Origin of the sequence: Phaeodactylibacter sp. (assembly GCF_022763345.1) — a bacterium.
In the GTDB taxonomy this organism is placed as follows: Bacteria; Bacteroidota; Bacteroidia; order Chitinophagales; family Saprospiraceae; genus Phaeodactylibacter.
This window is the reverse complement of the sequence record NZ_JALEGS010000021.1, coordinates 14279-38590: the sequence shown is the minus strand read 5'-3', so window position 1 is coordinate 38590 and position 24312 is coordinate 14279. Positions and strand designations below refer to the sequence as shown.

Annotated in this window: 21 protein-coding genes; 4 read left to right on the top strand and 17 right to left on the bottom strand. The window is 51.3% G+C overall.

Annotated elements, in window-relative coordinates; all coding sequences use genetic code 11:
- Nucleotides 1-49 precede the first annotated feature (49 nt).
- The 9 genes from MRY86_RS05635 to MRY86_RS05595 form a co-directional block, all read right to left on the bottom strand.
- Nucleotides 50-1192, bottom strand: a complete 1143-nt coding sequence (locus tag MRY86_RS05635; protein ID WP_293565187.1) for an FtsW/RodA/SpoVE family cell cycle protein — start codon at nucleotides 1190-1192, stop codon at nucleotides 50-52.
- A gap of 10 nt (nucleotides 1193-1202) precedes the next feature.
- Nucleotides 1203-2507, bottom strand: a complete 1305-nt coding sequence (gene murD / locus MRY86_RS05630; protein WP_293565189.1) for a UDP-N-acetylmuramoyl-L-alanine--D-glutamate ligase — start codon at nucleotides 2505-2507, stop codon at nucleotides 1203-1205.
- A gap of 91 nt (nucleotides 2508-2598) precedes the next feature.
- The gene (mraY, locus tag MRY86_RS05625) at nucleotides 2599-3867 is read right to left on the bottom strand and encodes a phospho-N-acetylmuramoyl-pentapeptide-transferase (RefSeq protein WP_293565191.1); all 1269 of its coding nucleotides are present in this window, start codon (nucleotides 3865-3867) and stop codon (nucleotides 2599-2601) included.
- A 74-nt stretch (nucleotides 3868-3941) separates the two neighbouring features.
- Complete coding sequence (locus MRY86_RS05620) at nucleotides 3942-5408, bottom strand: UDP-N-acetylmuramoyl-L-alanyl-D-glutamate--2,6-diaminopimelate ligase (protein WP_293565193.1); 1467 nt, start codon at nucleotides 5406-5408, stop codon at nucleotides 3942-3944.
- A 65-nt stretch (nucleotides 5409-5473) separates the two neighbouring features.
- On the bottom strand, nucleotides 5474-7627 hold the full coding sequence (locus MRY86_RS05615) for a penicillin-binding protein (protein WP_293565195.1): 2154 nt from the start codon (nucleotides 7625-7627) through the stop codon (nucleotides 5474-5476).
- Nucleotides 7617-7964, bottom strand: a complete 348-nt coding sequence (locus MRY86_RS05610; RefSeq protein ID WP_293565197.1) for an FtsL-like putative cell division protein — start codon at nucleotides 7962-7964, stop codon at nucleotides 7617-7619. Before MRY86_RS05610 ends, MRY86_RS05615 begins: the two co-directional genes overlap by 11 nt.
- Before the next feature lie 11 nt (nucleotides 7965-7975).
- Entirely contained in the window at nucleotides 7976-8875 is a 900-nt protein-coding gene (rsmH, locus tag MRY86_RS05605) for a 16S rRNA (cytosine(1402)-N(4))-methyltransferase RsmH (protein WP_293565199.1), read from the bottom strand.
- Nucleotides 8872-9345, bottom strand: coding sequence for a division/cell wall cluster transcriptional repressor MraZ (mraZ, locus tag MRY86_RS05600; RefSeq protein ID WP_072013665.1), 474 nt, complete (start codon nucleotides 9343-9345; stop codon nucleotides 8872-8874). Before mraZ ends, rsmH begins: the two co-directional genes overlap by 4 nt.
- Nucleotides 9346-9930: 585 nt before the next feature.
- Nucleotides 9931-10764 (bottom strand): S1-like domain-containing RNA-binding protein, encoded by an 834-nt coding sequence (locus MRY86_RS05595; protein WP_293565204.1) that lies wholly within the window; start codon nucleotides 10762-10764, stop codon nucleotides 9931-9933.
- Between the two features lie 34 nt (nucleotides 10765-10798).
- Between MRY86_RS05595 and MRY86_RS05590 the strand changes: the two genes are divergently transcribed.
- Nucleotides 10799-10996 (top strand): YwbE family protein, encoded by a 198-nt coding sequence (locus tag MRY86_RS05590; protein WP_293565206.1) that lies wholly within the window; start codon nucleotides 10799-10801, stop codon nucleotides 10994-10996.
- Nucleotides 10997-11006: 10 nt separating this feature from the next.
- Here the strand turns inward: MRY86_RS05590 and MRY86_RS05585 are convergent, their stop codons facing one another.
- The 7 genes from MRY86_RS05585 to MRY86_RS05555 form a co-directional block, all read right to left on the bottom strand.
- The gene (locus tag MRY86_RS05585) at nucleotides 11007-11414 is read right to left on the bottom strand and encodes a putative toxin-antitoxin system toxin component, PIN family (protein ID WP_293565208.1); all 408 of its coding nucleotides are present in this window, start codon (nucleotides 11412-11414) and stop codon (nucleotides 11007-11009) included.
- A gap of 6 nt (nucleotides 11415-11420) precedes the next feature.
- Nucleotides 11421-11660 carry a hypothetical protein gene (locus MRY86_RS05580; protein WP_293565210.1) on the bottom strand — a complete coding sequence of 80 codons (240 nt, stop codon included), beginning with the start codon at nucleotides 11658-11660 and terminating at the stop codon, nucleotides 11421-11423.
- A gap of 59 nt (nucleotides 11661-11719) precedes the next feature.
- Nucleotides 11720-13849, bottom strand: coding sequence for a gliding motility-associated C-terminal domain-containing protein (locus MRY86_RS05575; protein ID WP_293565212.1), 2130 nt, complete (start codon nucleotides 13847-13849; stop codon nucleotides 11720-11722).
- Nucleotides 13850-13943: 94 nt separating this feature from the next.
- On the bottom strand, nucleotides 13944-14510 hold the full coding sequence (locus MRY86_RS05570) for a UbiX family flavin prenyltransferase (protein ID WP_293565214.1): 567 nt from the start codon (nucleotides 14508-14510) through the stop codon (nucleotides 13944-13946).
- 450 nt (nucleotides 14511-14960) lie between these two features.
- Complete coding sequence (locus MRY86_RS05565; protein ID WP_293571050.1) at nucleotides 14961-16061, bottom strand: DUF6268 family outer membrane beta-barrel protein; 1101 nt, start codon at nucleotides 16059-16061, stop codon at nucleotides 14961-14963.
- Between the two features lie 87 nt (nucleotides 16062-16148).
- Nucleotides 16149-16613 (bottom strand): DUF2147 domain-containing protein, encoded by a 465-nt coding sequence (locus tag MRY86_RS05560; protein WP_293569680.1) that lies wholly within the window; start codon nucleotides 16611-16613, stop codon nucleotides 16149-16151.
- 67 nt (nucleotides 16614-16680) lie between these two features.
- Entirely contained in the window at nucleotides 16681-17184 is a 504-nt protein-coding gene (locus MRY86_RS05555; RefSeq protein ID WP_293569678.1) for a hypothetical protein, read from the bottom strand.
- A gap of 632 nt (nucleotides 17185-17816) precedes the next feature.
- Here MRY86_RS05555 and MRY86_RS05550 point away from each other — a divergent pair.
- Nucleotides 17817-20867 carry a sensor histidine kinase gene (locus MRY86_RS05550; protein ID WP_293569676.1) on the top strand — a complete coding sequence of 1017 codons (3051 nt, stop codon included), beginning with the start codon at nucleotides 17817-17819 and terminating at the stop codon, nucleotides 20865-20867.
- Nucleotides 20868-20893: 26 nt separating this feature from the next.
- On the opposite strand, the gene MRY86_RS05545 is transcribed toward MRY86_RS05550, so the two are convergent.
- A complete protein-coding gene (locus MRY86_RS05545; protein ID WP_293571048.1) occupies nucleotides 20894-21814 on the bottom strand; it encodes a metallophosphoesterase in 921 nt (306 codons plus the stop codon).
- An 81-nt stretch (nucleotides 21815-21895) separates the two neighbouring features.
- Here MRY86_RS05545 and ccoS point away from each other — a divergent pair, with 81 nt between their 5' ends.
- Together ccoS and ccoN are read left to right on the top strand one after the other, a co-directional pair.
- Complete coding sequence (gene ccoS, locus MRY86_RS05540; RefSeq protein WP_293566554.1) at nucleotides 21896-22144, top strand: cbb3-type cytochrome oxidase assembly protein CcoS; 249 nt, start codon at nucleotides 21896-21898, stop codon at nucleotides 22142-22144.
- A gap of 6 nt (nucleotides 22145-22150) precedes the next feature.
- Nucleotides 22151-24286 (top strand): cytochrome-c oxidase, cbb3-type subunit I, encoded by a 2136-nt coding sequence (ccoN, locus tag MRY86_RS05535; protein WP_293566553.1) that lies wholly within the window; start codon nucleotides 22151-22153, stop codon nucleotides 24284-24286.
- The last annotated feature ends 26 nt before the right edge of the window (nucleotides 24287-24312 follow it).

Sequence of the window (24312 nt, the reverse complement as noted above, 5' to 3'; positions counted from 1 at the left end):
CGGCTTTTTCAATGCTTTTTCTAAACCCTACCCCTTAAACTCTAAACCACTACCCTCCCCCATCAACCGTCTCAATGTACTTGCTCACACTCAGGATCATCCCAAAGGAGATACAAGTAAACAGGATCGAAGTACCGCCCATACTCACCATCGGCAACGTCACCCCCGTAACGGGTACAAGATGGACCGAAACCGCGATATTGATGAAGGCCTGCAATACCAGACTAATGCTCAGCCCGATCACAAGCATGGCACCAAACGCTTTTGGGCTCTTGGTAACCAAACGAGTGGACCGGAAGAACAAAGCCACATAAAGACCGATGACGGCAAAGCCACCAAAGATGCCATACTCCTCCACGATAATAGCGTAGATAAAGTCTGAATACGGGGACGGCAGGTAATTCCTTTGAATACTGTTCCCCGGCCCAAGGCCCAGCCATTCGCCGTTGGCCATAGCAATCTTTGCCTGTTGCACCTGATAACCACCATCCGGGTTGTCCATATATTCCCGGACCCGGTTGACCCAGGTATCGGAACGGACCACATCAGGAAAAAACTCTCCAAGCAGCACCAGCATCGCAAACACCACAATGCCCAACAACAACAGCAATGCGATATACTGTAAGGCAACCCTGCCTACAAACATCATCATGACGCTTGTGAAAAAGAGCAGGATGGCTGTCGACAAATCCGCCGGCGCAATCAGCCCGCAGATGATGAGTACCGGCACAATGATCGGCACAAAAGCCGACTGAAAGTCTTTGATGTAATCCTGCTTAGAACCGATCATACGGGCCAGGTAGATGATCAGCGCCAGCTTGGCAAAGTCCGACGTTTGGAAAGTCACCCCGACGAAGGGCACTTCAATCCAACGGCGAGCATCGTTGATGTCGGCTCCAAAGGCGATGGTGTAGATCAGCAATGGGACCGAAATCAGCAAAAGCACAGGTGCTGAACGGGAATACTTCATGTAGTGCATCAGGTGCGCCAGGTATGTCAGGAACAGCCCGCCCACTACGATCAGCAAATGCTTGACGAGAAAGGACTCCGTGTTGCCGCCCATCTCCCGGTAAGCCAGTGTACCCGTTGAGCTGTACACCGCCATGACTGAGAAAAGCGCCAACAGGGCAATCACCGCCCAAATGGCTCGATCTCCCCGAAGTTCTGCATATATTCTCGTTGCTAGCGACATGCTTGTCTGTTTATTTTAATTGTCGGACAGCTGCTTTGAACAGCTCGCCCCGTTGTTCGTAATTTTTAAATAAATCGAAACTGGCGCACGCTGGCGACAGAAGAACTTTTTCTCCGTTTTTTGCCAGCCTTGCGGCCTGTTCGACCGCCTCTTCTGCCGACCGGGCTTCCACAAAGGTGTCTACCAGGCCCTCGAAAGTGGCTTTCAGTTTCGTATTGTCAATGCCCAGTGCGACCATTGCCCGGACTTTTTCCCGGACGAGCGGCAGCAGAGGCTCGTAATCGTTGCCTTTGTCTTGCCCGCCGGCAATCCAAACCACGCCCTTTGGCATGGCATCGAGTGCGTAGTAGACCGCATCCACGTTGGTGGCTTTGCTGTCATTGATGTACTCCACACCCTGATAGGTGCCCACCAACTCCATACGGTGCGGTACCGGAGTAAAATTTTCCAGCCCTCGCTGTATAGCCTCCGGCGCTGCGCCCCACCGCAGTGCTGCCGTAGTGGCAAACAATGCGTTGAATGCGTTGTGCTCTCCCCGAAGTTTAGCCGGCTGAAGGTCAAAATGATGACCGCCAGCTATAAAGCCATTCTCCGTGAGGGCCGCCCGCAGCATCGGCAGCGCTTCTGCCCGAATGTCGTGCTCCGGCAGAAAAGCAGCGATATGCTCATTCTTTGCCTGATACAGGAAGACATCTTCCGGCCGCTGATTCATGGAAATCCGGAATTTAGACCGGATGTAATTTTCCATTTTGTAATCGTAGCGGTCGAGGTGGTCCGGCGAGATATTAAGGATCATCCCAATATCCGGCCGGAAGTCCACGATGCCATCCAGCTGAAAGCTGCTCAACTCCAGCACGTAGTAAGCCCGGTGGGGCTCCGTGAGGCAGCGGGCAAAGCTTTTGCCGACATTACCGCCCATTTCCACATCAAAACCTGCGGTTTGCAGGAGGTGGAAAGCCAGGCGGGTGGTGGTGGTTTTTCCGTTGCTGCCCGTAATACCCATCACTTTTGATTGGTGGTAGCGGGCCGCGTATTCAATTTCAGCAATAACCGGTATGCCTTTGCTAACCAGTTCCTTTATTAAAGGTACGTGATCGGGAATGCCCGGGCTTTTGATCACCTCGTCGGCCTGCAGGATACGCTCCCGGGTGTGTTGCCCTTCTTCGTATGCAATGCCGTGGCTTTCCAGCTCACGCTTGTATTTCTCTGCAATGCCCCCGCGGTCGGAGACAAAGACATGGTGCCTGTTTTGTTGGGCCAGCAGGGCAGCGCCTACACCACTTTCCCCGGCTCCGAGTATGACGATGTTTTTCATATTCCAGCATTTTCCGGTCATATACCGAAACCAGAACCACAGCTAAGGTGATTCTGGTGCATATTTGTTTATTTGTGTAATGTGTTGGTGACTACCGGATTTTAAGCGTGATGATCGTCAATACCGCCAGCAGGATACCGATGATCCAGAAACGGGTGACGATTTTCACTTCCGGCATGCCTTTTTTCTGATAGTGGTGATGAAGGGGGGACATCAGGAATATGCGCCGGCCTTCGCCGTATTTGCGCTTGGTGTATTTGAAATAGCTGACTTGCAGCACCACCGATAGGTTTTCCACCAGGAAAATACCGCACAGCAGGGGGATTAGCAGCTCTTTACGGAGGATAATGGCCATAGCAGCGATGATGCCACCCAGGGTCAAACTCCCGGTATCGCCCATGAAAATCTGAGCAGGGAAGGAATTGTACCACAAAAAGCCCAGGGTCGCCCCCACAAAGCAGGCCGCAAAAATCACCAGCTCTCCGGTGCCCGGGAGGTGCAGGATATTCAGGTAGTTGGCCGCAATGGCATTGCCCGAAACGTAGGCAAAAATGCCGAGTGCTGCACCAATGATACCAGAAACGCCCGTAGCCAGTCCATCCAGCCCATCCGTAAGGTTGGCAGCGTTGGAAACCGCGGTGACCACGAAAATGACCAGCGGCACAAACAACAACCATACCCAGCGCGAGGCAGAAGGCTCCTGAATCGGCATCAGCCAGGCATAATCCAGGCGATTGCCTTTAAGGAAGGGGACGTTGGTCAGGTTGGCTTTGTAATCGCCTTTTTCCGCAGGCCCAACGTAGGCCAGGTCTGCGGGGACGTGGATGGTATCACCCACCATTTCGGTATATCCCAACTCGGCTGCTTCGTCTACTTCAAGGCGAACTACGATGTCTTCACTGTGGATCATCGTCAGAGCAATCAATAGCCCTAATCCAATCTGCCCCAGCACTTTGAAGGTACCGCGTAGGCCTTCCTTGTTTTTGCGGAACACTTTGATATAGTCATCGATGAACCCGATCGTAGCCATCCAAACCGTACTGACAATCATGAGCACCACGTAAACATTACTTAGGTCAGCCAGCAGCAGACAGGGGATCAGAATCGCCATGATGATGATAATGCCCCCCATCGTCGGCGTACCTTGCTTACTCAGCTGACCAGCCAGCCCCAGGTCGCGCACGGTCTCTCCTACTTGCAGATAGCGCAGGTAGTTGATGATGCGACCACCAAAAACCATAGAGATAATCAGGGATAAAACCGCAGCCGCGCCCGCCCGGAATGTGATATACCGGAACAAGCCTGCACCTGAAAAGTCTCCCATGGAATTGCCGAGCCAGTCGACGAGTTGAATGAGCATAGTGTTGATCAGTTATTGGGTGGTTGAAGAAACGCCGCTAAAATAAGCATTTAGGGCGCAGCCCCGACCTTCTGCTAAGATTTATCCTGTAGGGCTCCCTCTAATTCTGCTTTGTCGTCAAAGGGCAGCCGTTCTCCGTTAATCTCCTGATACTTCTCATGCCCTTTCCCGGCAATCAGTACGATATCGGTTCCTTGTGCCAGTGCGGCAGCCGTCCGGATAGCCTCCCGCCGGTTGACAATCGTCAGCACTTTGCGGGTTGCGTCCTTAGGCACGCCCTTCCACATATCTTCCAGTATCGCTTCCGGGTCTTCGCTGCGGGGGTTGTCTGAGGTCAGAATAACCTGATCACTCAGCGCACAGGCTGTTTTGGCCATGACCGGACGTTTGGTCTTGTCCCGGTCGCCACCACAGCCTACCACCGTAATGACCCGGCTGTCCCGCTGCCGGAGTTGATCGATGGTTTGCAGCACTTTCTCCAGCGCGTCCGGCGTATGTGCATAATCGACGATGCCGATGTAGCTTTTGCCGGGCGTAACGATGGTTTCAAAGCGACCGTCCACTGCGCCAAGTTCACTCAGCGCAGTAAGGGTTTCCATCCGGTCCTGCCCCAGTAGCACGGCTACACTGTATACGGCGAGCAGATTATAAGCATTGAAATCGCCAATCAGGCGGCTGAACACCTCCTGCTCATCCATCAGCAACTGCAGGCCAGTGACCGAGTTGTCCAGGAGCTTAGCCCGGAAATTGGCCATAGACCGCAGGCTGTACGTATAGCGTTTGGCTAAAGTATTTTGTAACATCACCTCTCCCCGGCGGTCATCAATATTGACCAGGGCAAAGGCGGTGTCAGGCAACATGTCAAAGAACATTTTTTTGGCCTCGATATAGGCCTTAAACGTTTTATGGTAATCGAGGTGATCGTGCGTAATATTGGTGAATACCGCCCCGTCGAAGTTGAGCCCTGCAATACGGCGCTGATGCGCCGCGTGCGAACTGACTTCCATGAAGGCGTAATCGCAGCCGGCATCCACCATTTCCCGCAGCAGTGCCTGAACAGACAGAGCATCGGGCGTGGTATGCGTTGCCGGCAGCGGGGTTTCACCAATCTTATTGCGCACCGTAGACAGCAGCCCCGCCTTGTAGCCAAGCTTCAGGAATAACTCATGAAGCAAGGTTACGGTGGTGGTTTTGCCGTTGGTGCCAGTCACCCCTACCAATTTCAATTGTTTCGATGGCTCACCGTAAAAAAGGCTGGCCATCTCGCCGAGCGCCTTTGCGCTATCGGCTACCTGCACACTTGCCAGATGATCCGGCAGGGTTTCAGGCAGCGTTTCTGCAATAATTGCGGTAGCTCCCTTTTCCACTGCCGAGGCGATATAATCGTGCCCATCGACTTGTGTGCCCCGGATGGCAATGAATACATCACCGCGCTTTACTTTCCGGGAATCAAACTGCAAGCTTTCAACCTCTTGCCCCAGCGGCCCGTTGGCAGCCAGGACCTTTACAGGTTCCAGGAGGGTTTCGAGTGTTGTAGACATGCTACATCCTAATTTTATGCGGAGCCTTTCGTACTCCGGTGTTGGTTTCGTTTTGTTTTATCCTGCTACCGCAAGTAAAGCTTTATCTGCTGACCGCGGATTCTTGTGCCGGGGATGATAGACTGCCGGGCCACTTTACCTACGCCTTCCACCGAGACTTTCAGCCCGCGGTTTTCCAGCACATGAAGGGCATCCCGCAATCCCAGACCGACTACATTTGGCACAGTTTCGTCTGCCATTGTTCGGGTTTCCATCATCAAACTATCTGAACGGGGGCGCAATACCGCCATTTGGGTTTCGGGCTCCCCGTGCACCTCCATATCCAAGTAGGCCAATAGCGACCGGTAATCGTCCTGTGCTCCAATACTCATACCGGGCAGCGTATTTTCCAGGTAAGCTGGCGGTGCCTGAGCATTGAGTACCGGGTGCAGCGCCGGTTTCACCCGGTAGATGTTGTCTGCAATTTCCCGGAAGACCGGCCCGGCTACATCACCACCGTAGAACCCACCTCGCCGTGGCTTGTTGATGACCACGATGCAGGAATACTTTGGAGCTTCTGCCGGGAAGTACCCGACAAAAGAAGCCTGATGCCCCCCAATGCTTGTTCCTCTTGGCCCTTTCTTATAGTTAACCTGCGCTGTACCCGTTTTACCGGCAAAGCTATACTCATCAGTATACAGGTCGTGGGCTGTGCCCCGTTCATTCTCCACCACCGCCCGCAGCAATTCCTGCAGTTGATTGATGGCTTTCGCAGAAGCGATGCGGCGGTTGATCACTGTAGGGTAAAACTGCTCTTCGGTTTTGCCCATCCGCTGTATCTTAGAGACCAGGTAAGGCTTCATCATTTTGCCCCCGTTTGCCACAGCGTTGTAGAAGGTCAGCAGTTGCAGAGGAGTCAGTTCCAGCTCATAGCCGATCGACATCCAGGGCAGCGTTGTGCCGCTCCAGTAATCCTCTTCGCTGTAGGCCTCCTTTATATAAGGATTAGCCTCTCCTTCTATCTCTATACCGATGGGCTGATGCAGGTTGAACTGCTTCAGGCGACGAACGAAGCGGGCAGCGCCCTCATCGTCATTACCGTCATTTTTTTCTCCGTAGAACTGCTCAATGGTTTTGGCGATTCCTACGTTAGAGGAGATTTCGAAAGCCTCCCGCAGCTTGATGGTATCCATCCGGTAGCTGTAGGGCGAGGCATCCTCCATCGTCTCTTCGTAGAACTCCGCCTTACCATTATAGATACGGATGGAGTCATCGAGGGTCAGGTACTCATCTTCAAGCAGTGCCAGAACGGATGCCGCTTTAAATGTAGAGCCCGGCTCTCCTGCCGTTCCAACAGCGAAGTTGTAGGTCTCCCACCAGCCCTGATCGGTTCGGCCAAGGTTAGCGATAGCCCGGACAGCGCCCGTTTCAACTTCGAGCACGATAGCTGTGCCCCATTCTGCATCGTGGGCATTCACCGCACGGTTCAGCGCCCGCTCGGCGATGTCCTGAATATCCAGATCTATGGTAGTAACGATGTCATTGCCACTTTGAGGCTCTATCGCACTGAGGTCATCCACTGGCATCCAAAGGTCTTTCCGGCGGTCTACGCAGACCATCAACTGCTGACCGGGCTCCCCGCCCAGCACTTCGTCATAGTAACCTTCAAGCCCTACCGGCTTGGCGCCGTCACGGACGTACCCAACAGTACGTTGTGCAAGGATGCCAAAGGGCCGTTTGCGCTCACTGCGTTTCACGGCAATAAAGCCACCGCCATTGCGGCCTAAGCGAAATAATGGAAACGATTCAATGAACTTTTTCTCCGCGTAGGAGACTTGCTTTTTCAGCAGTACGTAGCGGTCTGTCCCACCACGCAATTCTAACAGATACTCCCTTGCACCGCCTACCGTCACGTCTTCCAGGACGTAGTAAGCCAGGCAATGTGCCAGAGTGTCCAGGTTTTCTTCAAATGCTTCATCCGTGGCAGCCAGCGGGTCAAACCGGATATTGAAGTATGGAATGGACGTTGCCAGCAGGTTGCCATCCTCAGCGAAGATATTGCCCCGGTCGGCCTCAATCGTCCGGTAATCCATATAGTTTTCTTCACCGGCTTTTCGCCACTTATCGCCATTTAGGATGGCTAAGTCAACTGTACGATAGATCAATACCAGTGCTACCGGAACGACAATGCCGAACAGGAGAAAGTAGACCCGGTAAAGGACTTCATTCTTAATATCCATCTCCTAACTGATAAGATTCCTGTCGTACCTGTATTCGGTTCAGCTTTGATGCATGCGGGCGCAGACCATTGTCTTTCACCCGTTTAGCCACTTCCGAACGCTTGGCATTGTACATGTTCTCTGATTGCAGAGACATGTAATACCAGCGCATTTCCTTGAGGTCCTTCTGCAGGGTTTGAATCTCCCGTACATTCCGCTCCGCAAGGTGGGCATTGGCGATGTAGACAAAGGTCAGAAACCCCAAAAACAGGATGTAGAACAAGTGGTCCTGCAGCAGCTTTTTGCTCCAGACCCCCATGTCGAACAGACCTGCGATTGGGCTTTGTCTCTTTGCCATTTGGTTTTTATTTATCCTTTGCGCTCCCCTACCCTCAGCTTAGCACTTCGGGCGCGGGAATTGCGCTCAATTTCTTCTTCTGTGGGCAGCTCGGCTTTTTTGGTCAGCACTTTGAATGGCCGGTCAATATTGCCGTAAAAATCCTTTTCCTGTACTCCTTCCACATTCCCGGTCTTGAGGAAATGCTTGACCATGCGGTCTTCCAGAGAGTGGTAGGAAAGCACCACTAACCGACCGCCGGGCTTCAGCACTTCGAGGCACTGATTGAGAAAATCCTCAAGTGCGCCCATTTCGTCGTTTACAGCAATGCGAAGGGCCTGGAATACTTGTGCCAGATACCGCGAACGATTGCCGCGAACGAGGGGGTCGACGACTGCCAAGAATTCACCAATCGTTTGAATCGGTTTAATCCGTTGTTCTGTCACCAGTTGCTCCGCCAGCGTTTTGGCGTTGCGCACCTCTCCAAAGCGGCTCAGGATATCCTGAAGTTCCTCGGCTGTCAGGCGCTGCAGCAAAGTCGCAGCGGTCTCTTCCTGCTGTTGGTTCATCCGCATATCCAGCGGTGCGTCAAAGCGGAAGGAAAAACCCCGCTCCGGTACATCCAGCTGATGGGAAGAAACCCCCAGGTCCGCCATGATGCCGTCCACCTCTCGGATGCGGTGCAGCTTCAGGAAGCGCTTCAGAAAGCGGAAGTTGTGCTGCACGAAAATGAACCGGTCATCTTCCGGCACATTCGCCAACGCATCTTCATCCTGATCGAAGCCTACCAGCTTGCCCTGCGCACCGAGGTGATCCAGAATAAGCCGGGAGTGCCCGCCCCCACCGAAAGTAGCGTCAACATAGACCCCATCAGGGTCCGTCACCAACCCGTCGATGCAAGGTTGTGCCATTACTGGGAGGTGGTAACTCATAGCTCCGGTGCTTTGCCGTTTGCCTTGCCCAGTACATCTTCTGCCAGGTCGGAGAAATCCTCCGGTTCTTCATCCAGCAGCGCCTCGTACTGATCGGCTGCCCATATTTCAATTCTGTCGTTATATGCCGACAGGACCACTTCTTTGTCAATGCCCGCGTATTCCAGCAGGCGTTTGGAGACCAGGATGCGGTCAGCGCTATCCATAGAGACCTTCTGTGCGCCGCGGTAGAAGTAACGGACGAAGTTGCGGTTCTTCTTATTGTAGAGATTCAACTGATTGATCTCGTTGGTGATCCGCTCCCAAACCGGTTCCGGGTACAGCATGAGGCATTGTTCAAAGCCCCGGTTGATGACGAAAGAAAGTGCTTCGCCTTCGCCGAGTTGAGCAATCAGCCCGCTCGGCATCCGCATGCGCCCTTTGGCGTCTATCTTGCACTCGTATTCGCCTAATAGCTGTTCGAAATTCACTTCTTCACCTAGTCATTTCTTCAAATGTATTACTTTCTGACACTTTTTACCACTTTTTACCACGTTTTCTACTCAAAAAGTTCCTCACATCCAAAAAAACAATGTGCTTACAGACCAGTATCATCAAAAAAATGGCACTTCTCCATGCTTTTTGATGATAAAGACCGAAAAACTATATTGAATCATTGTGGGAAAGCGTGGGACACCTGAACTCAAATTCCCACTTTACAACACCAAAAAGGTAATTTGGAAAGAAAACGCCCGTATCAGGAAAGAAACAACCGCAAAAAGCGAAACGACAGCCCAAACGCAACGACTATTCTGGAAAAGAAAAGACAGAACCCAACCAGCCCCTCCCTAAAAGAAAACACTCACAACCCTCGCCCCACTCGCGAAGCGAACACCAAAAGACTTCCCAAACTGCCCACTGCCAGACTGCCCACTGCCAAACTGCCGACTGCCAAACTGCCGACTGCCAAACTGCCGACTGCCAGACTAAAGACTGCCCACTGCAAGACTGCCGACTACCAGACTAAAGACTGCCCACTAAAAAGACTCCCCACTGCCAACTAAAAGACTCCCCCCCTACTTCAACCGAATCCCCCCATCCACCAGCTCAATCAACTGCTGCTTGTAAAGACCTCCGATTGCTTTTTTAAAGGTTTTTTTACTCATTTGCAACTGCTCGCGAATCAGCTCAGGGTCGCTCTTGTCATGTAAAGCCAGAAAGCCATTGGCGGTGCTGCGGAGCTTAGCCAGGATTGTTTCAGCATTAGGTTCCACCTTGGCATAACCTTCGGGCTGCAGGGCCAGGTCCAGCTTGCCATCCGGGCGGACGGTTTTGACGAAGCCTTTCAGGCGTTCCCCCGGCTGCAAAGTGCGAAAGATGTCACTCTTGAAAATCAGCCCCTCGTGCAAGCCGTTGACCGCTGCTTTAGCACCCAAATCCGAAAAGCCGAGGATGAAAAGGTCTACCTCCTGTCCTTCTTCCACCGCAAGGTTGTCCTGGGACAGGAAGCGGCGGAAACGATTGGAGCCGACGAGGCGGTCAGTCTCTTCGTCCACATACACGTATACCGGATAGTACTTGCCGGCCTCCATACGCAAGTCCTGTTCGGAAAAGGGCACAAGCAGGTCTTTGTCCAGCCCCATGTCCATCCAGGCCCCGAGCGGAGAGATTTCCTTGACCAGCAGGTTGGCGTACTGATCGCGCTGTACAAAGGGGCGCTGCGTGGTAGCGATGGGCCAGTCTTCAGAATCCGTATACACGAAAACTTCCACTTCCCCACCCTCCTGCAGGCCTTCCGGCACATACTTATTGGGCAAGAGGACATCATCGCCTTCTTCATTGTGAAGGACCATACCGTGAGGCGTGGCACGCACGGCTTTGAGATTTTGGAAGGTACCAATTTCTATCATGCTGTAAAGTTAGGTTATCTTTGACGAAAAAAGAATGGACGGCAGAAAGCGATCAAATATCAAGCCCGGGCAGCTGGTGCGCATCGTGCAAAAGCAGGATCAGCGAACCGGCGAACTGACAGAAGGCTATGTGGCGCGTATTCTTACGAAATCACCACAGCACCCGCATGGTATTAAGGTTAAACTAGAAACAGGCGAGGTGGGCCGGGTGAAGGAAATTTTGGAGGAGTGAGATTGGGTGTTCAGTGATTTTCCAAATGCTCCTTAAATTCTTTTAAAGATAATATTGTGACCTTTGGAAAGTCAATTTCCTTGAGTGCTCTGAAGTCCGAATCATTGGTAACGAGGCACTTAGCTCTTGCGGCTATTGCACAATCTGTGAATTTATTATCATCAGGATCTCTAACTAACTGCCATCTGTAAAAAACCTCTACTTTTTCAACATTAGGAAGCTCCGTTATTGCCTGTAAGACCACTTGGGAAACTTCCGCTCCCATATGCCGTTCTATGACTTCTGCATATTCGGCCAAAATTTCAGTAGACACACAGAGTTTGAACTCCCCAATTTTAAGTTTTTGGAAAACCCAATTATAGGGTGATCGCCTTGAAACGGCTACAAGTATGATATTCGTATCGACAACTACGCGCATCTTTCCTTATTCAGATCGATGAGGCGCCCGCATTTTAGTATTCAGCATTCTTTCAGCATCTTCATCTGTCCAGCCTTTTGCTTCCCACACTTGATCTGCCATATCCATCGCTTTTTCTGCGAAATAATTGGCGATTAGTTGTTTGATATTTCTTAAATCTTCTTCCGGGACTTCCTGGGCAAAAAGTTTTACTAATTCTAGTTGGAGGTTTGTCAGCGGGGCACCTTCAGGGTTTAATGCTTTCATATTCTATCCTAATTTAAGTGATTTTTAATTTAAACTCCTATTCGCTCCATATCGTTCCCTCAGCGCACCAGGTTAAGCTCTCCGGAAAAAGTCTGACGGTTGAAGGCGGATTCCAGTTGTACCACGTAGACGTACACGCCAATCGGTGCGGCCCTGCCATTGATCTGCCCGTCCCACTCCAGGTTGCTTTCGGATGACTCAAACACCAGGTTGCCCCAGCGGTCAAATATTTGCAGGGTGTAGGTGGCGTTGGGGCAGACCACAAACGGAAAGAAGGTATCGTTGCGCCCATCGGCATTGGGCGAGAAGGCATTGGGCAGGTAAGGGGTGCAGATGTATTCCGGCTGTAGGGTGTAAATGGAGGCGCACCCAAGTGAGTCTGTCACACTCAGCTCTACAACTGCGGGGTAATTGCCCACTTCCAGCACCGCAGACATACAATTGCTGCAGCTTAAGGCCTCCGCAGGGCTCCAGGTGTAATTGAAAGCAGGGTCACCCAATGCACTGAAGGTGTGCGCACTGCCTTGCTGAATAGTCACCACCGTATCAATGTCAACTACCGGTGCGGGCAGCTCGGGCAGCTCCACAAATAAGATAGAGTCGCAACCGTACTGATTGGTAAGCACGACCTGTGTGGAGGTCCCTGCCGGAAATGGTATACCGCCCACTGTAAATGTCTCGCCCTCACATACAGGTGCTTCGATGTAGGTGGTACTGACAGGCCTAAACGACAGGTTGACCGTCACTATGGAATCACAGCCGTAAACACTTTGAAGGACCTCTTCGCCAGTAGGATTGAACTCATTATAAATGGTGTTGCCTACGGTAACGCTGAAGCCACTGTTCTCGCAAGCATCCAGCGCTAATGTATCCGTGAGGAAAGGGACAAAATCCAGGTCAATAGTAACAACAGAATCACAGCCTTCTGAAGTGATGAGCGCCTCCTGCCCATTGGGGTTGGCTTCGTTGTAAGTCGTCCCGTTTACAGTGATGCTGTAGCCGCTGTCCTCGCAGAGTTCCTGCTGGATATTCGTACTAAGGAAAGCTACGAAATTGATGTTCACATTGATCAGGGAGTCGCAGCCTGAAGCATTCTGCAACAGTACGCTGCCAGACGGGCGGTCCACATCAAAGACATTCCCATCCACCTCAATACTGTAGCCGGACTCGAAGCAGGTGGTCCTGCCCAGGTTTATGGTATCCTGAGGAAGCCAGGTAATTTGCGTGAGTACGATGGAGTCACAGCCATTCGCAGCGGTCAGCGTATCCAGGTATTCTCCGGGTGCGTTGGCGATCCCGCCGTCCGGAAGCGCAACCGGTTCCCCTTCACAGACGGTAAACGCCTGGTCTGAAGTAGAGATGCCTTCGGCAATCCGGCAGCCCAATGCGAAGATATTGGCCGCCAAAATATCGTTATTATTGACGATGCTATTACCGAGGGATATCTCTCCCGCCCCATTGGAGCACAGAATGCCCACGTCGCCCAGGATGATGTCGTTCGTGGCTTCGTCCAGCGCGACCGTGGGTGCGCCGGTCACATCATTGGCGAGAATTTCGAAACCTGTCGTTGGCAAACCAGTGAAAACACCCTGATAAGAGCCCCCCTGATTGAAAAAACTAAGGCTCCCAAAGGGCCCGTCGAATATGGAAGAAACGGATATTTCCTCCTCAGGGGTATTCGGATTGATATTCTGATTGGCCGTGATATAGCCCCACGGACGGGCTTCGGCCTGAGTAACGATCACAAGGTTGCTTTCGCAGGCCAGGGACCAGTCCCTGATATTGTTGAGCGTCTGTGTGGGCACTGCGGACTGTGTAAGATCCGGCTGTCCAAAAACGTCCAGGGTGAGAAACTGCCCCACGAAGATCATATCACATCCACAGTCGTTGATGGCCTGCACACTGCTAAGGTCTGCCGGGGTGGCACGTTTCAGCTCCAGGTCACAGGAAATGCCATTCTCACCGAATAAAGCCGGGTTTTGCAGCTTGGCCACCAAGCCACCTTCAAAGAAATCGCCATCAAAGGTGTATTCGCAGTTAGCACCAAAGGCACCACAGTAGTCTTGTTTGGAGAGGTAGCAAACGGTAATGACTTCTTCTTCCTGACAGCCACAGTCGTCTTGGGCAAAACCGTTAACAGCGGAGAGCAGTGCCAGAAGCAAGGTGGCCCCAAAAAGTAATCTTCTCATAAGTCAGGGGTGATTTCTCAGCAAGTTAAGTAAAATCCTTTTTCCTGCCTAGAGCAGCGTGCCCTACCCTGCCACTTTGCTATTAACGGACATCTCATTCCGTTTCGCCCCAGCGATAACTCTGCAAATCAAGCCCGGAGAGGTCAAGCACCCGGTCGGTGACGGTCGCAGCCATTTCCTCAAAGTTTTGGGGCCGGCTGTAGAAGGAAGGGCTCGCCGGGCAGATAATGCCACCAGCTTCTGTCACCGCTTTCATATTATTAAGGTGTATAAGGCTGTAGGGCGTATCCCGGGGCACCAGGATGAGGCGGCGGCGTTCTTTCAGGGCTACATCAGCGGCACGTGTGGTGAGGTCGGTCGACACCCCGGTGGCAATGCGCCCCAGCAGGCCCATAGAGCAGGGGCAAATGATGACTGTACCGTAACGGGCAGAGCCAGACGCAAAGGGCGCCATAAAATCGCGCTTGTCGTAAAAGGTGAAGGGATAGCTTTCGTAACTTTTGTCCCCCAGCTCGTATTCCCAGTTGAATTTGGCGTTATCGCTCATCACGATGCCTACCGCTTCCAGCTGATCCTGTACCTGAACCAGGCGGTCCAGCAGTACTTTGGCGTAAATACTCCCGCTTGAGCCACCGATGCCAATTGCAATTTTGTGCTTCATAATCGTAGGTTAGTTGAGGAATAAAGGATCGAAGGGTACGGATTGTTTTGGAAATAAAAGGTGTTTTCCCGCCGTCGCCTGTGGCTTTGGCGGGCGGTGGGTGTTTTGGTTTTGTGGTTTTGGGGTGGTTTGGTTTGGTGGTGGTTTGGTGGGCTGGGGTACTGGGGGACTGGTTTTATGGGGGTGGGTAGCACGGGGGTGGTATTGGGTAAAAAGGGCCGCTTCTTTAATTAATGTCCTCGCAAAGCGTAGCGGTTGGTTGCTCAAATTCGCCGCGCATGTGGCAATCTGTCTTTTATCTTTCGAGGGCTTTGTTGGGGAAGAATGGGAAATTGGGAGTACTGAATAGCTGCACACGCTTTAAGTTGAAACCACGGGCGCTCAGACATAAAGACCAAGGTGAACAGCTAAAATTCAATTTTTTAGAAAGCATCTTCCCCGAACTTACCCTTACGGGCTCACCAGGTTAATGCTGATGTTGGCATAAAAGGGATTGGTGATGGAGTTGAGCATGGCATACTCCTGATTGCCAAAGAAGCCCCGGAAAAATTCATCCCCTCCCGGTAAAGTGTCTGCGTTATAGCTCCAGTTAATGCGGTACCCTGCCTGGGCTTGCAACCATACAAAGCCAGTGAGCTGCCGCTGCCACATTGCCCGCCAGCGCATTTCGCCCCGGCGGATTTCCAGGCTTTGATTGTTTAGTGTTTCAGAAACCCCGTTGATGCGGTAGCTCTGACCTTCCAACTCAAAGCCAGCAAACAGCATATTGCGCGGGCTGAAGCTGTAGCGTACATGTGCCCGGGCTGGCAGCAGGCATTCTACTCCCCAGGGGCTGTCTTTCGCGGTCCAGTTGAGCAGGACAACCGGGATGTAGTTCATTTCTCCCACCCGATAGGTACGGGACAAGCCTACCGCCCACTGGAAGTAGTCGCTTTTTCGCCATCCAAATAGTGCAGCAGCAGAGTACCGCAGGTATTCCAGGGACTGCATATTATCGAAGGTATAGTCTCCGCTCAGATCAGCACTTCCCTGAAAAAGAAGGAAGCGGGTTTCATCAAGTGGCTTGAAAATGGTGGTATTCACCCCAGCGGTGCGCAGGCCATTCTCACTGATTGACCGGGCTACTTCATTGCTGATTTGGTCATCAGGCTCATCGAATTGATACCGCATATCCCATATATTGGCTCCTAGTTGAACCACCAGGCTATTGCGCGAGTAGACCGGAATATTGGCGACCAGCCGTACCCCCTGCGTGGAATTGATCTGATAGGTCTCCTGGGGCACATCCGCTCCATCTTCAAAGCTTCCGATAGCAGAAAAACTGGCATCATAGGCTCCCTGAAAGTCATACCCCAGCGAAATCAGCTGCTGAGGGCTAATCCCGATAATTTTGGAAGAGCAATAGGTTTTCACCTCTACATCTCCAAAGTCAAAATCATCAAATTCGCCGAAATCCAGGTCATCTTCCTGTGCCGTACTGTCAGGCGTCTGAGCAAAGAGCCATCCGCATGACATCCATGCGAATAGCAACAAAAAGATACGATAAGACATTGCGGTAGTCTTTTTTATAGCATTGGAATTTCAATCAGGTGCAAAAAATATGCAGGAAACGGAGGGCTCCCTGCATATTGTGACGGGTTATTTGACCCGGGTCCATACATCTGTACGGCCCAGTGCTTTGACTCCGATGTACCCCCGGATATCCAGGTTGCCATTCTTTTTCATTTTAATGGTGCAGCTGTAGAGGCTACCGCTTAGCGGGTCGTAGATGGTCCCTTCGGTCCATTCATCGTCGCCGACATAAACGAAGTCTTTGAGCATCCGATAACCCAGGAGTGGGGTATCCCGCAAAGACTCGTCCGGATTGTTTTTATCCAGTTTTGGCTCCCCGGTTTCCGGGTCAATAGGTTCTTTGAGCTTAACGATGCGGCCGTAGTATTTGCCTGCAATGTTCTGAACTTTCACCAACGCACGGCCATTACTGGGCGCCCATACGCCGATGAGGCGGTCCGCTTCTTTTTGATCTGCTTTTTTGTCTTGCCCGAAAGCAACCCCCACTGTGAGTATAGCGAGAGAAAAGGTAAGAAATATAGATTTCGTCATGATTTTAATTGGTTAAAAGTGGTAATTGGGTGAAAAAAATAGGCCCTCATACGAACTGGAAGCCCCTTTATTTGGTATAGATTACATCAAACGTAAAATCTCCCGAAAAGGTTATCGTGGTGTCCATCATGTCAACGGGAATATTGGCGTCAATGACCCAAACACATTCCCCGGAGGATAGCAATTCTGATAAGTCCGCTTCATTGGAGACCTGCAGGGTAAGGCTTGACTGGCCTTTTGGAACGGGGTTCAACACTCCCACCTGAATCATGTCGCTGGAACTGGTTACCAATTGCAACACGACATCTGAAAAGGCATCAAAGTTTTGCCCCTCCGGCGCTTTCAATACGGCGGAAGCAAGCGTTGCGCTCGTCAGCTTCCCCTCTGCCTTTATGGCAGGCGTAAAAGAGGCCTGTGCGGTATTAGGCCCTTGGAAAAGCGGCCCTTCCATAACAAAAGACTGGTCGTTAACCGGGTACTTGGAGGCCGTTTCCTGTCCACAGGAGGAAAGGAGCACCATGCCAACGGCGCCTAGTAAGTAAGCTGTTCGGAAGAAGATAGAAAGTTTCATACTTTATTTTAGTTCACTCGTATATCCGAGTATTGTTTAGCAATAATACCACGGATAAAAGTATTACTTTTCTTAATTATTTCACAACCGGGAGGGGCATGTCCCCGGTAATTTTATTGAAAGCGCAGGACATTAGACTTGGAAAAATCAAGCATTGAAGTTTATTCATTTTAACTGTAGAGCAACACCAACAGCTCCCAAAAGACAGCTACCGTTTGCTATTTCCACACATTATTTTTAGCTTTTCAACTGATAACAGTACAAAACTAACGTGTGAAAATAACGAGGTAGAGGCACAACTTATCTTTATGGAAAACCCGACAACCGGAACCACAATGCTAGTCTCCGAGCAGGCTGACCGGAATCAGGGAAAACGGGGAGGATGATGTAAAGCTCATGCTTTTGCATTACCGTCTTTATACAGTGTTGCTTTTCCAGAAGCAACTTCACCTTATTTTAAGCCAAACGACAATTTTATTTTTAGAAATCAAAAGGCAAAATGCGTACTTTGAGCCAAAGCACTTTCGGGCACAGTTATACTTACTTTGACTTCACCTGTTGCTCAATACCTCAAATGTGTCACGCTATTTATGCATACTCTTTGGTTGAGGACAATAAGCTGGGTTATGCTAATGGCTTTTTTTCATTCCGAATGCCTGGCTCAGCAATTCAGCTATCAGCGCTATACTGTAGATGATGGCCTGCCAACAAATGCCGTTTATGGCGGAATGCAGGACAGCAAAGGCTACATTTGGTTTTATACTGAGAAGGGTGTTTCCCGCTTCGACGGATATGGCTTTAAGAACTACACCATCAAGGATGGATTGCCAGCCAATGATATCTTTTACATTACTGAAGACCGGGCAGGCCGGTTGTGGCTGCATAGTTTTGCTAAAAAGTTGGTTGTATTGGATACCAACAAAGATAGTTTCGTGACCATCGCTGAACAGAAATTCCTAAATAATTTTTCTTTTGAAATCCTTAGTAATGGGACCACAATTTGGGGCATAAATTATGGTTATGGAAATACGATATCTTTTCCAGATGGAAGTATCAAATCTGAAAGAGAACACCCTCAAATTGATTCTTTAAAAAAAGAACTCGCTAAACAAGGCTTTTCCAACTCTACTATTTACTTCTATAAGCCCTTCAAAGCTGTATTGATAGACCCCGAAAAAGGAGAACTACTCTTCTTTGATACAAAAATCGGGCAAGTTTTTGGCAAAATGAAAGTTGGCACCTATCCCCAACAAATATCCAAAATTGCCAGTAAATCATTCAATGCCTACCAACCCTATCAAGACGGGATTTACATTCACTCCAACGGGGACAGCCTCATCCATTATCTGGATGTAGGCCGGCAAACCGCTCAGCACATCAACCTCCTGGACTATTTCAAGAGTATCCCTAACGTTGTCCGCTTCCACCTTCAGGGGCAGCAGGTTCAGGTACAGACCAGCCTGGGCCTGCTTGTACTGCGTAATATCTCTGAAGTTGAAGATGTCTTTTACCCTAACCTCCCCCCTACCATACAGTTCGACCGCATATTTAAGGACAGGGAAGGCAATATGTGGGTGACCAGCAAGAATAAAGGGGTCTTTTTCCTGACTGCTCAGGAACGCGGCGCCACAAATATCTCCCTGCCCGTGGCTGATGATTATGCAATCACGGCTATGGCATCTGCCAATGGGCGCATTTTCTGCGGCAGCCGCAGTGGAAATATTTTTGAGGCCCGCTCCGGCAAAAATAAAGCCACATTGGTTTACAAAAGCCAAAGCCCGCAGTTTAATGACGCCGGGCTTATCAAAGCTATTTCTGCCGGAAAGGGACACCTCTGGTTTATCCGGCAAAGTGATGACATCTACCGGCTTAGCCTGGCGGACCATTCCGCTGTTCCACTTTCAAAATTATTAAGCAAGGGGTATACACCTGATTACAGAAGCATTGACAGCAACCTCGACAACCCCCTGGCCAATACCGCCCACCTTACCAAGGTAGGGAAAGATTTGATATGGGCTGAAGACAAGCAATGGCTGGCCATCGCAAGAGGCAACTATTCTTACCTGTGCAAATTCAGGGCAGGTGCCCCGGCTGATGTGCAGTTCATGTCCTTTAAACGTGCCTATAGTATTGCGATGGACAGTACTCAGAAAATCTGGCTGGGCCATAACGATGGGCTGGCTAGCTTCGAAAACGATAGCTACCACTTTCATGACGGCATTGCGGCTTTGAACAATAAGAACATCTGGGATATCGAAATCGGCCCCGACAACACCCTCTGGGCCGGCACCGATGGATTTGGCCTGGTTGCGGTCCGAAATGATACGGCGGTTACCATCAAGGGCACCGGAAATGATATCATACAGGACATATTTATCGGAAAGGACCATCAGGTCTGGGTGGCTACCAACTACGGGGTCAAACAAATCCAGGCCCGGCAGCCCCTATCCGAATCCGGGGTAGTAAAGGTCTTTAACCAGAATGCAGGGCTCGTTACCAGAGAGGCTAATGGCGTGATCGCCGATAGCCAATATCTGTACGTTGGCACCAACGAGGGCCTCACCAGGATTGACCTCGCCTCTCCGCACACGGACAGCACTGCCCCTCAATTGTATCTTGATCAAGTTTATGTGAATGGCCGGCCTATTCCCCAGGGCGACATGCAAACTTTGGACTATAACCAGAATGAAGTCGAGTTTCATTTCACGGCCCTTTCCTACAAGAGTTTCGGCAATATCCAATACACCTATCAGTTGACGGGGGCAGACCGCGCTCCTGAGCATACACTCAGCCGGTCGGTCAGGTACAGCAGCCTGAGCCCGGGCACCTACGCTTTCGAGCTCACGGCTACCGACACCAGGGGCACTTCCACAACTTTATCAAACCCAATAAGCTTTACGATCCACCCGCCCTGGTGGCGAACAAGGTTATTCTATTTTCTATGCATTGTTTCATTATTGGCTTCAGTGGTCAGCATTTACTTCATAAGGGTGCGCCGGATCAGGCGGCAGGCAGCAAGAGAGACCGCTATTAACAAAAGGTTTGCCAAGCTGGAACTGCAGGCGCTGCAAAGCCAGATGAACCCACACTTTGTTTTCAACAGCATGTCTGCCATCCAGCACTTCATACAGTCAAGGGAAACTATGCTCGCTGATGATTACCTGGCCCGGTTCGGTCAATTGATGAGGCTGTTTTTGGAGTCTTCTAAAAAACGTTACATCACCTTATCCGAGGAAATTGAAATCCTGAGCCTCTATATCAACCTCGAACAAGCCCGGTTCAATGGCAAGTTTAGCCACCAGCTCATTATTGATGAACGGATAGATCTGTACAGCACACTCATCCCTTCTGTGCTGCTACAGCCCTTTGTAGAGAATGCTATTAATCACGGGCTCTTCCACAAACCGGGACCAGGTTCCCTGATCATTGCTTTTGAGCCTTTTGGGGAAGGGGTCCGCTGTACCATCGAGGATGACGGCATAGGTAGAGAAAAGGCTATGGAGATTAGGCTCAGGTCCAATAAAAACTATAAGTCCAGGGCCATGCAAATGATTGAAGAAAGGCTGGAGGCGCTCCGGCAATTCGAAGGCTACGGGATTACATTCCAAATCACTGACCTAATGGGCCGTACAGGCGAAAGCCGCGGGACCAGGGTCGTCATCGAAATCCCGGAGATTGATTAGCTCTTCGACTGGTTTATTTGCTCATCTCATTCCCCACCCAACGGCACAAAGGCCCACTCCAGCCGCCCTTCCTGATACCACAACTCCAATACGTGGTCCGGACCAAAATCCGTCACATAGGCCGGGGCATATTCACGGGAAACGCTGTTGTTGATGCCCGAGCCCAGCAGCCAGATGCCTTCCGGAGTCTGAAATTCGAATTGCTTTGCGCGCATGCCAAAGTCTCCGCCGATGCACACAACCTCCACACCGCGCTGCTTCACCCGGACCAGTTCAGGGTACCAGGTGCCGGTGAGCTCAAAAAGGCTATCGCAAGTGGTAAAAAACGGCGCAGGGTTCACATTGAATGCCCGTAGCGTATCGCCACCCTGTGGCTCCACCATGAGATCACTGAACAATGCGTGGTGGTGCAGGATCACCCAATGCGTGGCCTCGCTGATTGTATCTGCCACGTTATGCACCATTTGCCACTGCGCCATTTTATCGGTACAGTTTTCCTGTGGCGGTGTGGAAGGGTAAGGCCAGAACAAGTTGGTGTTGAGCACCGTCAGGCAGAAGCCATCCTCCCATACCGTATAATAAGGAGGAGAAGGCAAGCGGCTTAGTACGTTTTCCCGTTCGCCATAGTCCCAGTCGTGATTACCCAGTGCCCAGTGCGTGCGCTCCAGGTTGAATACCGAATCGAGATAATCCATCGTCGCCGGATCCTTGGCCGTACGGGCGCAAACGTCACCACCCAGCCAAACAGCCTCATAAGGCTCGTAGTCGAAAGCCTCCAGGCGGGGGTCCACCTGATCTTCTGTACCCCACTCATAGGGGTGCCCCAGAAACAGAAAGCGGCGGGGCTCTTTTTCCGTCTTACAACCCATGAGCAACACCCCGGCCATTAAGCTATAGAAAACAGCAATGCGAAAAAAAACCGTATCGGCCACAGTAATTTCGTTCAACCTAACAATATGTTTACTTACACAAAAAACCTTCTTTTGACACTTGCCTGACCGAGGGATGACAAAAATCACCCCCAAGCTTTGACTAAGATCATCTTAGCCCCCTGCCGCCGCCTCTATCTTGCACTCAAATTGAATGCGACACAAGATATGAAAATCATTATCCTCCTGATCATACTAAGCCTTATTGTGGCTTTAGGCTTCCTTTCGGCCTTCTTTTGGGCAGTTAAGGACGGCCAGTTTGATGACGACGTCAGCCCCGCCATGCGGATACTCTTTGACGACGACCAACCAGAAAACAACAAAAATACTACAACAACAAAATCGTAACCTAAAATGGCGCAAGTAGAACAATTCCAGTACGATAATGCCATTGTGCGTAAGTTTGCTTACGCGACGATGGTGTTTGGTGCGGTAGGCATCCTGGTAGGGCTTTTGGCAGCCCTGCAGCTCGTCTTCCCGGCACTGAACTTCGCTACTGCAGAGACCACCTTCGGGCGTATCCGCCCCTTGCATACCAACGCGGCGATCTTCGCTTTCGTTGGTAATGGTATTTTCATGGGTGTGTACTATTCGTTGCAGCGACTGCTGAAAACGAACATGTACAGTAAATTCCTGAACGAGTTTCACTTCTGGGGCTGGCAGGCGATTATCCTCGCTGCTGCTATTTCCCTTCCTCTCGGCCTGACTAGCTCAAAAGAGTATGCCGAGTTGGAGTGGCCCATCGACCTTGCTATTGCAGCGGTATGGGTCGCCTTTGGTGTGAACATGTTCGGGACCATTCTCAAACGCCGGGAAAACCACCTGTACGTAGCCATCTGGTTTTACATCGCTACCTGGGTAACTGTAACCGTGCTCCACATCGGCAACAACCTGGAAATCCCGGTGAGCATGTGGAAAAGCTACCCGGTATTCGCTGGTGTACAGGATGCCCTGATTCAGTGGTGGTATGGCCACAATGCGGTGGCTTTCTTCCTGACCACGCCTTACCTGGGCCTCATGTACTACTTCCTGCCTAAGGCAGCGAACCGCCCGGTTTACTCTTATCAGCTGTCGATCATCCACTTCTGGGCACTGATCTTCATCTACATCTGGGCTGGCCCTCACCACTTGCTGTACACGTCTCTGCCTGACTGGGCACAGTCGCTGGGTACGGTATTCTCCATCATGCTGATCGCGCCATCCTGGGGTGGTATGCTCAACGGCCTGCTGACCCTGCGGGGGGCATGGGACCGCGTCCGTCAGGACCCAATCCTGAAGTTCATGGTGGTTGCCGTTACCGCTTACGGTATGGCGACTTTTGAAGGCCCGATGCTTTCCATCAAGTCTGTAAATGCAATCAGCCACTTTACCGACTGGACCGTAGGCCACGTACACATTGGCACACTGGGCTGGAACGGCTTCCTGACCTTCGGTGTACTCTACTGGCTTATCCCAAGAATATTCCAAACGCAGCTGTATTCTCAGAAGCTGGCCAATGCGCACTTCTGGATCGGCACGCTGGGTATCATGTTTTACTCTATCCCATTGTACTGGGCAGGTTGGACACAATCCCTGATGTGGAAGCAGTTTACTCCTGATGGCTTCCTGCAGTACGGCAACTTCCTGGAAACCGTTACGCAGATTATCCCTATGTACGCCCTGCGCGCCGTAGGTGGTGCATTGTATGTAGGCGGTTACTTTGTGATGCTTTACAACCTCGTGAAGACGATCAAGTCGGGTACTTTCCAGGCTTACGAAGCGGCTGAGGCGCCTGCACGGGTCGCTACTGCCGGTGCCCACAAGGGCGAACACTGGCACCGCTGGATCGAGCGCCGCCCGGTACAATTGCTGATTGGCTCTACGATTGCGATTCTGATCGGTGGTATGGTGGAAATCTTCCCGATGGTCATGATTGGCGATCAGGTTCCTAAGATTGAATCCGTGAAGCCTTATACTGCGCTGGAACTGCAAGGCCGTGACCTTTACATCCGTGAAGGCTGTATCAGCTGCCACACTCAAATGGTGCGCCCATTCCGCTCAGAGACCGAGCGCTACGGCGAGTACTCCAAGTCTGGCGAGTTCATTTACGACCGTCCATTCCTCTGGGGCTCCAAGCGTACCGGTCCGGATTTGCACCGCCTGGGCAACAAATACCCAGACAGCTGGCACTACAACCACATGCTTGACCCAACAAGCATGTCTCCAGGCTCCATTATGCCGGTTTATCCATGGCTAATCGAGGACGACCTGGACAACAGCCTGCTGCCTGCAAAAATTGCCGTGCTGCGCACCCTTGGCACACCTTACGAAGAAGGGTATGAAGAAGAAGCCATTGCAGATGCAGAGAAGCAAGCTGCCGAGGTGGCTGCCCGCCTGCGCAAGGATGGCATTGAAGGCGACAATCTGGAGCAAAAAGAGATCATTGCCCTGATCGCTTATCTGCAGCGCCTTGGTACAGACATCAAGCCTGCGCCACAGGCCGGCAACTAAAATTAAAGAACTGGTGGCGGGCCTGC

Excerpts from the sequence above, each read along its gene's own strand:
- MRY86_RS05555 (WP_293569678.1), bottom strand. The coding sequence starts at position 17,184 with ATGAAACTTTCTATCTTCTTCCGAACAGCTTACTTACTAGGCGCCGTT.
- MRY86_RS05565 (WP_293571050.1), bottom strand. The coding sequence starts at position 16,061 with ATGTCTTATCGTATCTTTTTGTTGCTATTCGCATGGATGTCATGCGGA.
- MRY86_RS05590 (WP_293565206.1), top strand. The coding sequence starts at position 10,799 with ATGGACGGCAGAAAGCGATCAAATATCAAGCCCGGGCAGCTGGTGCGC.
- MRY86_RS05635 (WP_293565187.1), bottom strand. The coding sequence starts at position 1,192 with ATGTCGCTAGCAACGAGAATATATGCAGAACTTCGGGGAGATCGAGCC.
- MRY86_RS05575 (WP_293565212.1), bottom strand. The coding sequence starts at position 13,849 with ATGAGAAGATTACTTTTTGGGGCCACCTTGCTTCTGGCACTGCTCTCC.
- ccoN (WP_293566553.1), top strand. The coding sequence starts at position 22,151 with ATGGCGCAAGTAGAACAATTCCAGTACGATAATGCCATTGTGCGTAAG.
- MRY86_RS05570 (WP_293565214.1), bottom strand. The coding sequence starts at position 14,510 with ATGAAGCACAAAATTGCAATTGGCATCGGTGGCTCAAGCGGGAGTATT.
- MRY86_RS05585 (WP_293565208.1), bottom strand. The coding sequence starts at position 11,414 with ATGCGCGTAGTTGTCGATACGAATATCATACTTGTAGCCGTTTCAAGG.
- MRY86_RS05620 (WP_293565193.1), bottom strand. The coding sequence starts at position 5,408 with ATGTCTACAACACTCGAAACCCTCCTGGAACCTGTAAAGGTCCTGGCT.
- rsmH (WP_293565199.1), bottom strand. The coding sequence starts at position 8,875 with ATGAGTTACCACCTCCCAGTAATGGCACAACCTTGCATCGACGGGTTG.
- MRY86_RS05595 (WP_293565204.1), bottom strand. The coding sequence starts at position 10,764 with ATGATAGAAATTGGTACCTTCCAAAATCTCAAAGCCGTGCGTGCCACG.
- MRY86_RS05550 (WP_293569676.1), top strand. The coding sequence starts at position 17,817 with ATGGCTTTTTTTCATTCCGAATGCCTGGCTCAGCAATTCAGCTATCAG.
- MRY86_RS05580 (WP_293565210.1), bottom strand. The coding sequence starts at position 11,660 with ATGAAAGCATTAAACCCTGAAGGTGCCCCGCTGACAAACCTCCAACTA.
- mraY (WP_293565191.1), bottom strand. The coding sequence starts at position 3,867 with ATGCTCATTCAACTCGTCGACTGGCTCGGCAATTCCATGGGAGACTTT.
- MRY86_RS05615 (WP_293565195.1), bottom strand. The coding sequence starts at position 7,627 with ATGGATATTAAGAATGAAGTCCTTTACCGGGTCTACTTTCTCCTGTTC.
- MRY86_RS05560 (WP_293569680.1), bottom strand. The coding sequence starts at position 16,613 with ATGACGAAATCTATATTTCTTACCTTTTCTCTCGCTATACTCACAGTG.
- murD (WP_293565189.1), bottom strand. The coding sequence starts at position 2,507 with ATGAAAAACATCGTCATACTCGGAGCCGGGGAAAGTGGTGTAGGCGCT.
- MRY86_RS05610 (WP_293565197.1), bottom strand. The coding sequence starts at position 7,964 with ATGGCAAAGAGACAAAGCCCAATCGCAGGTCTGTTCGACATGGGGGTC.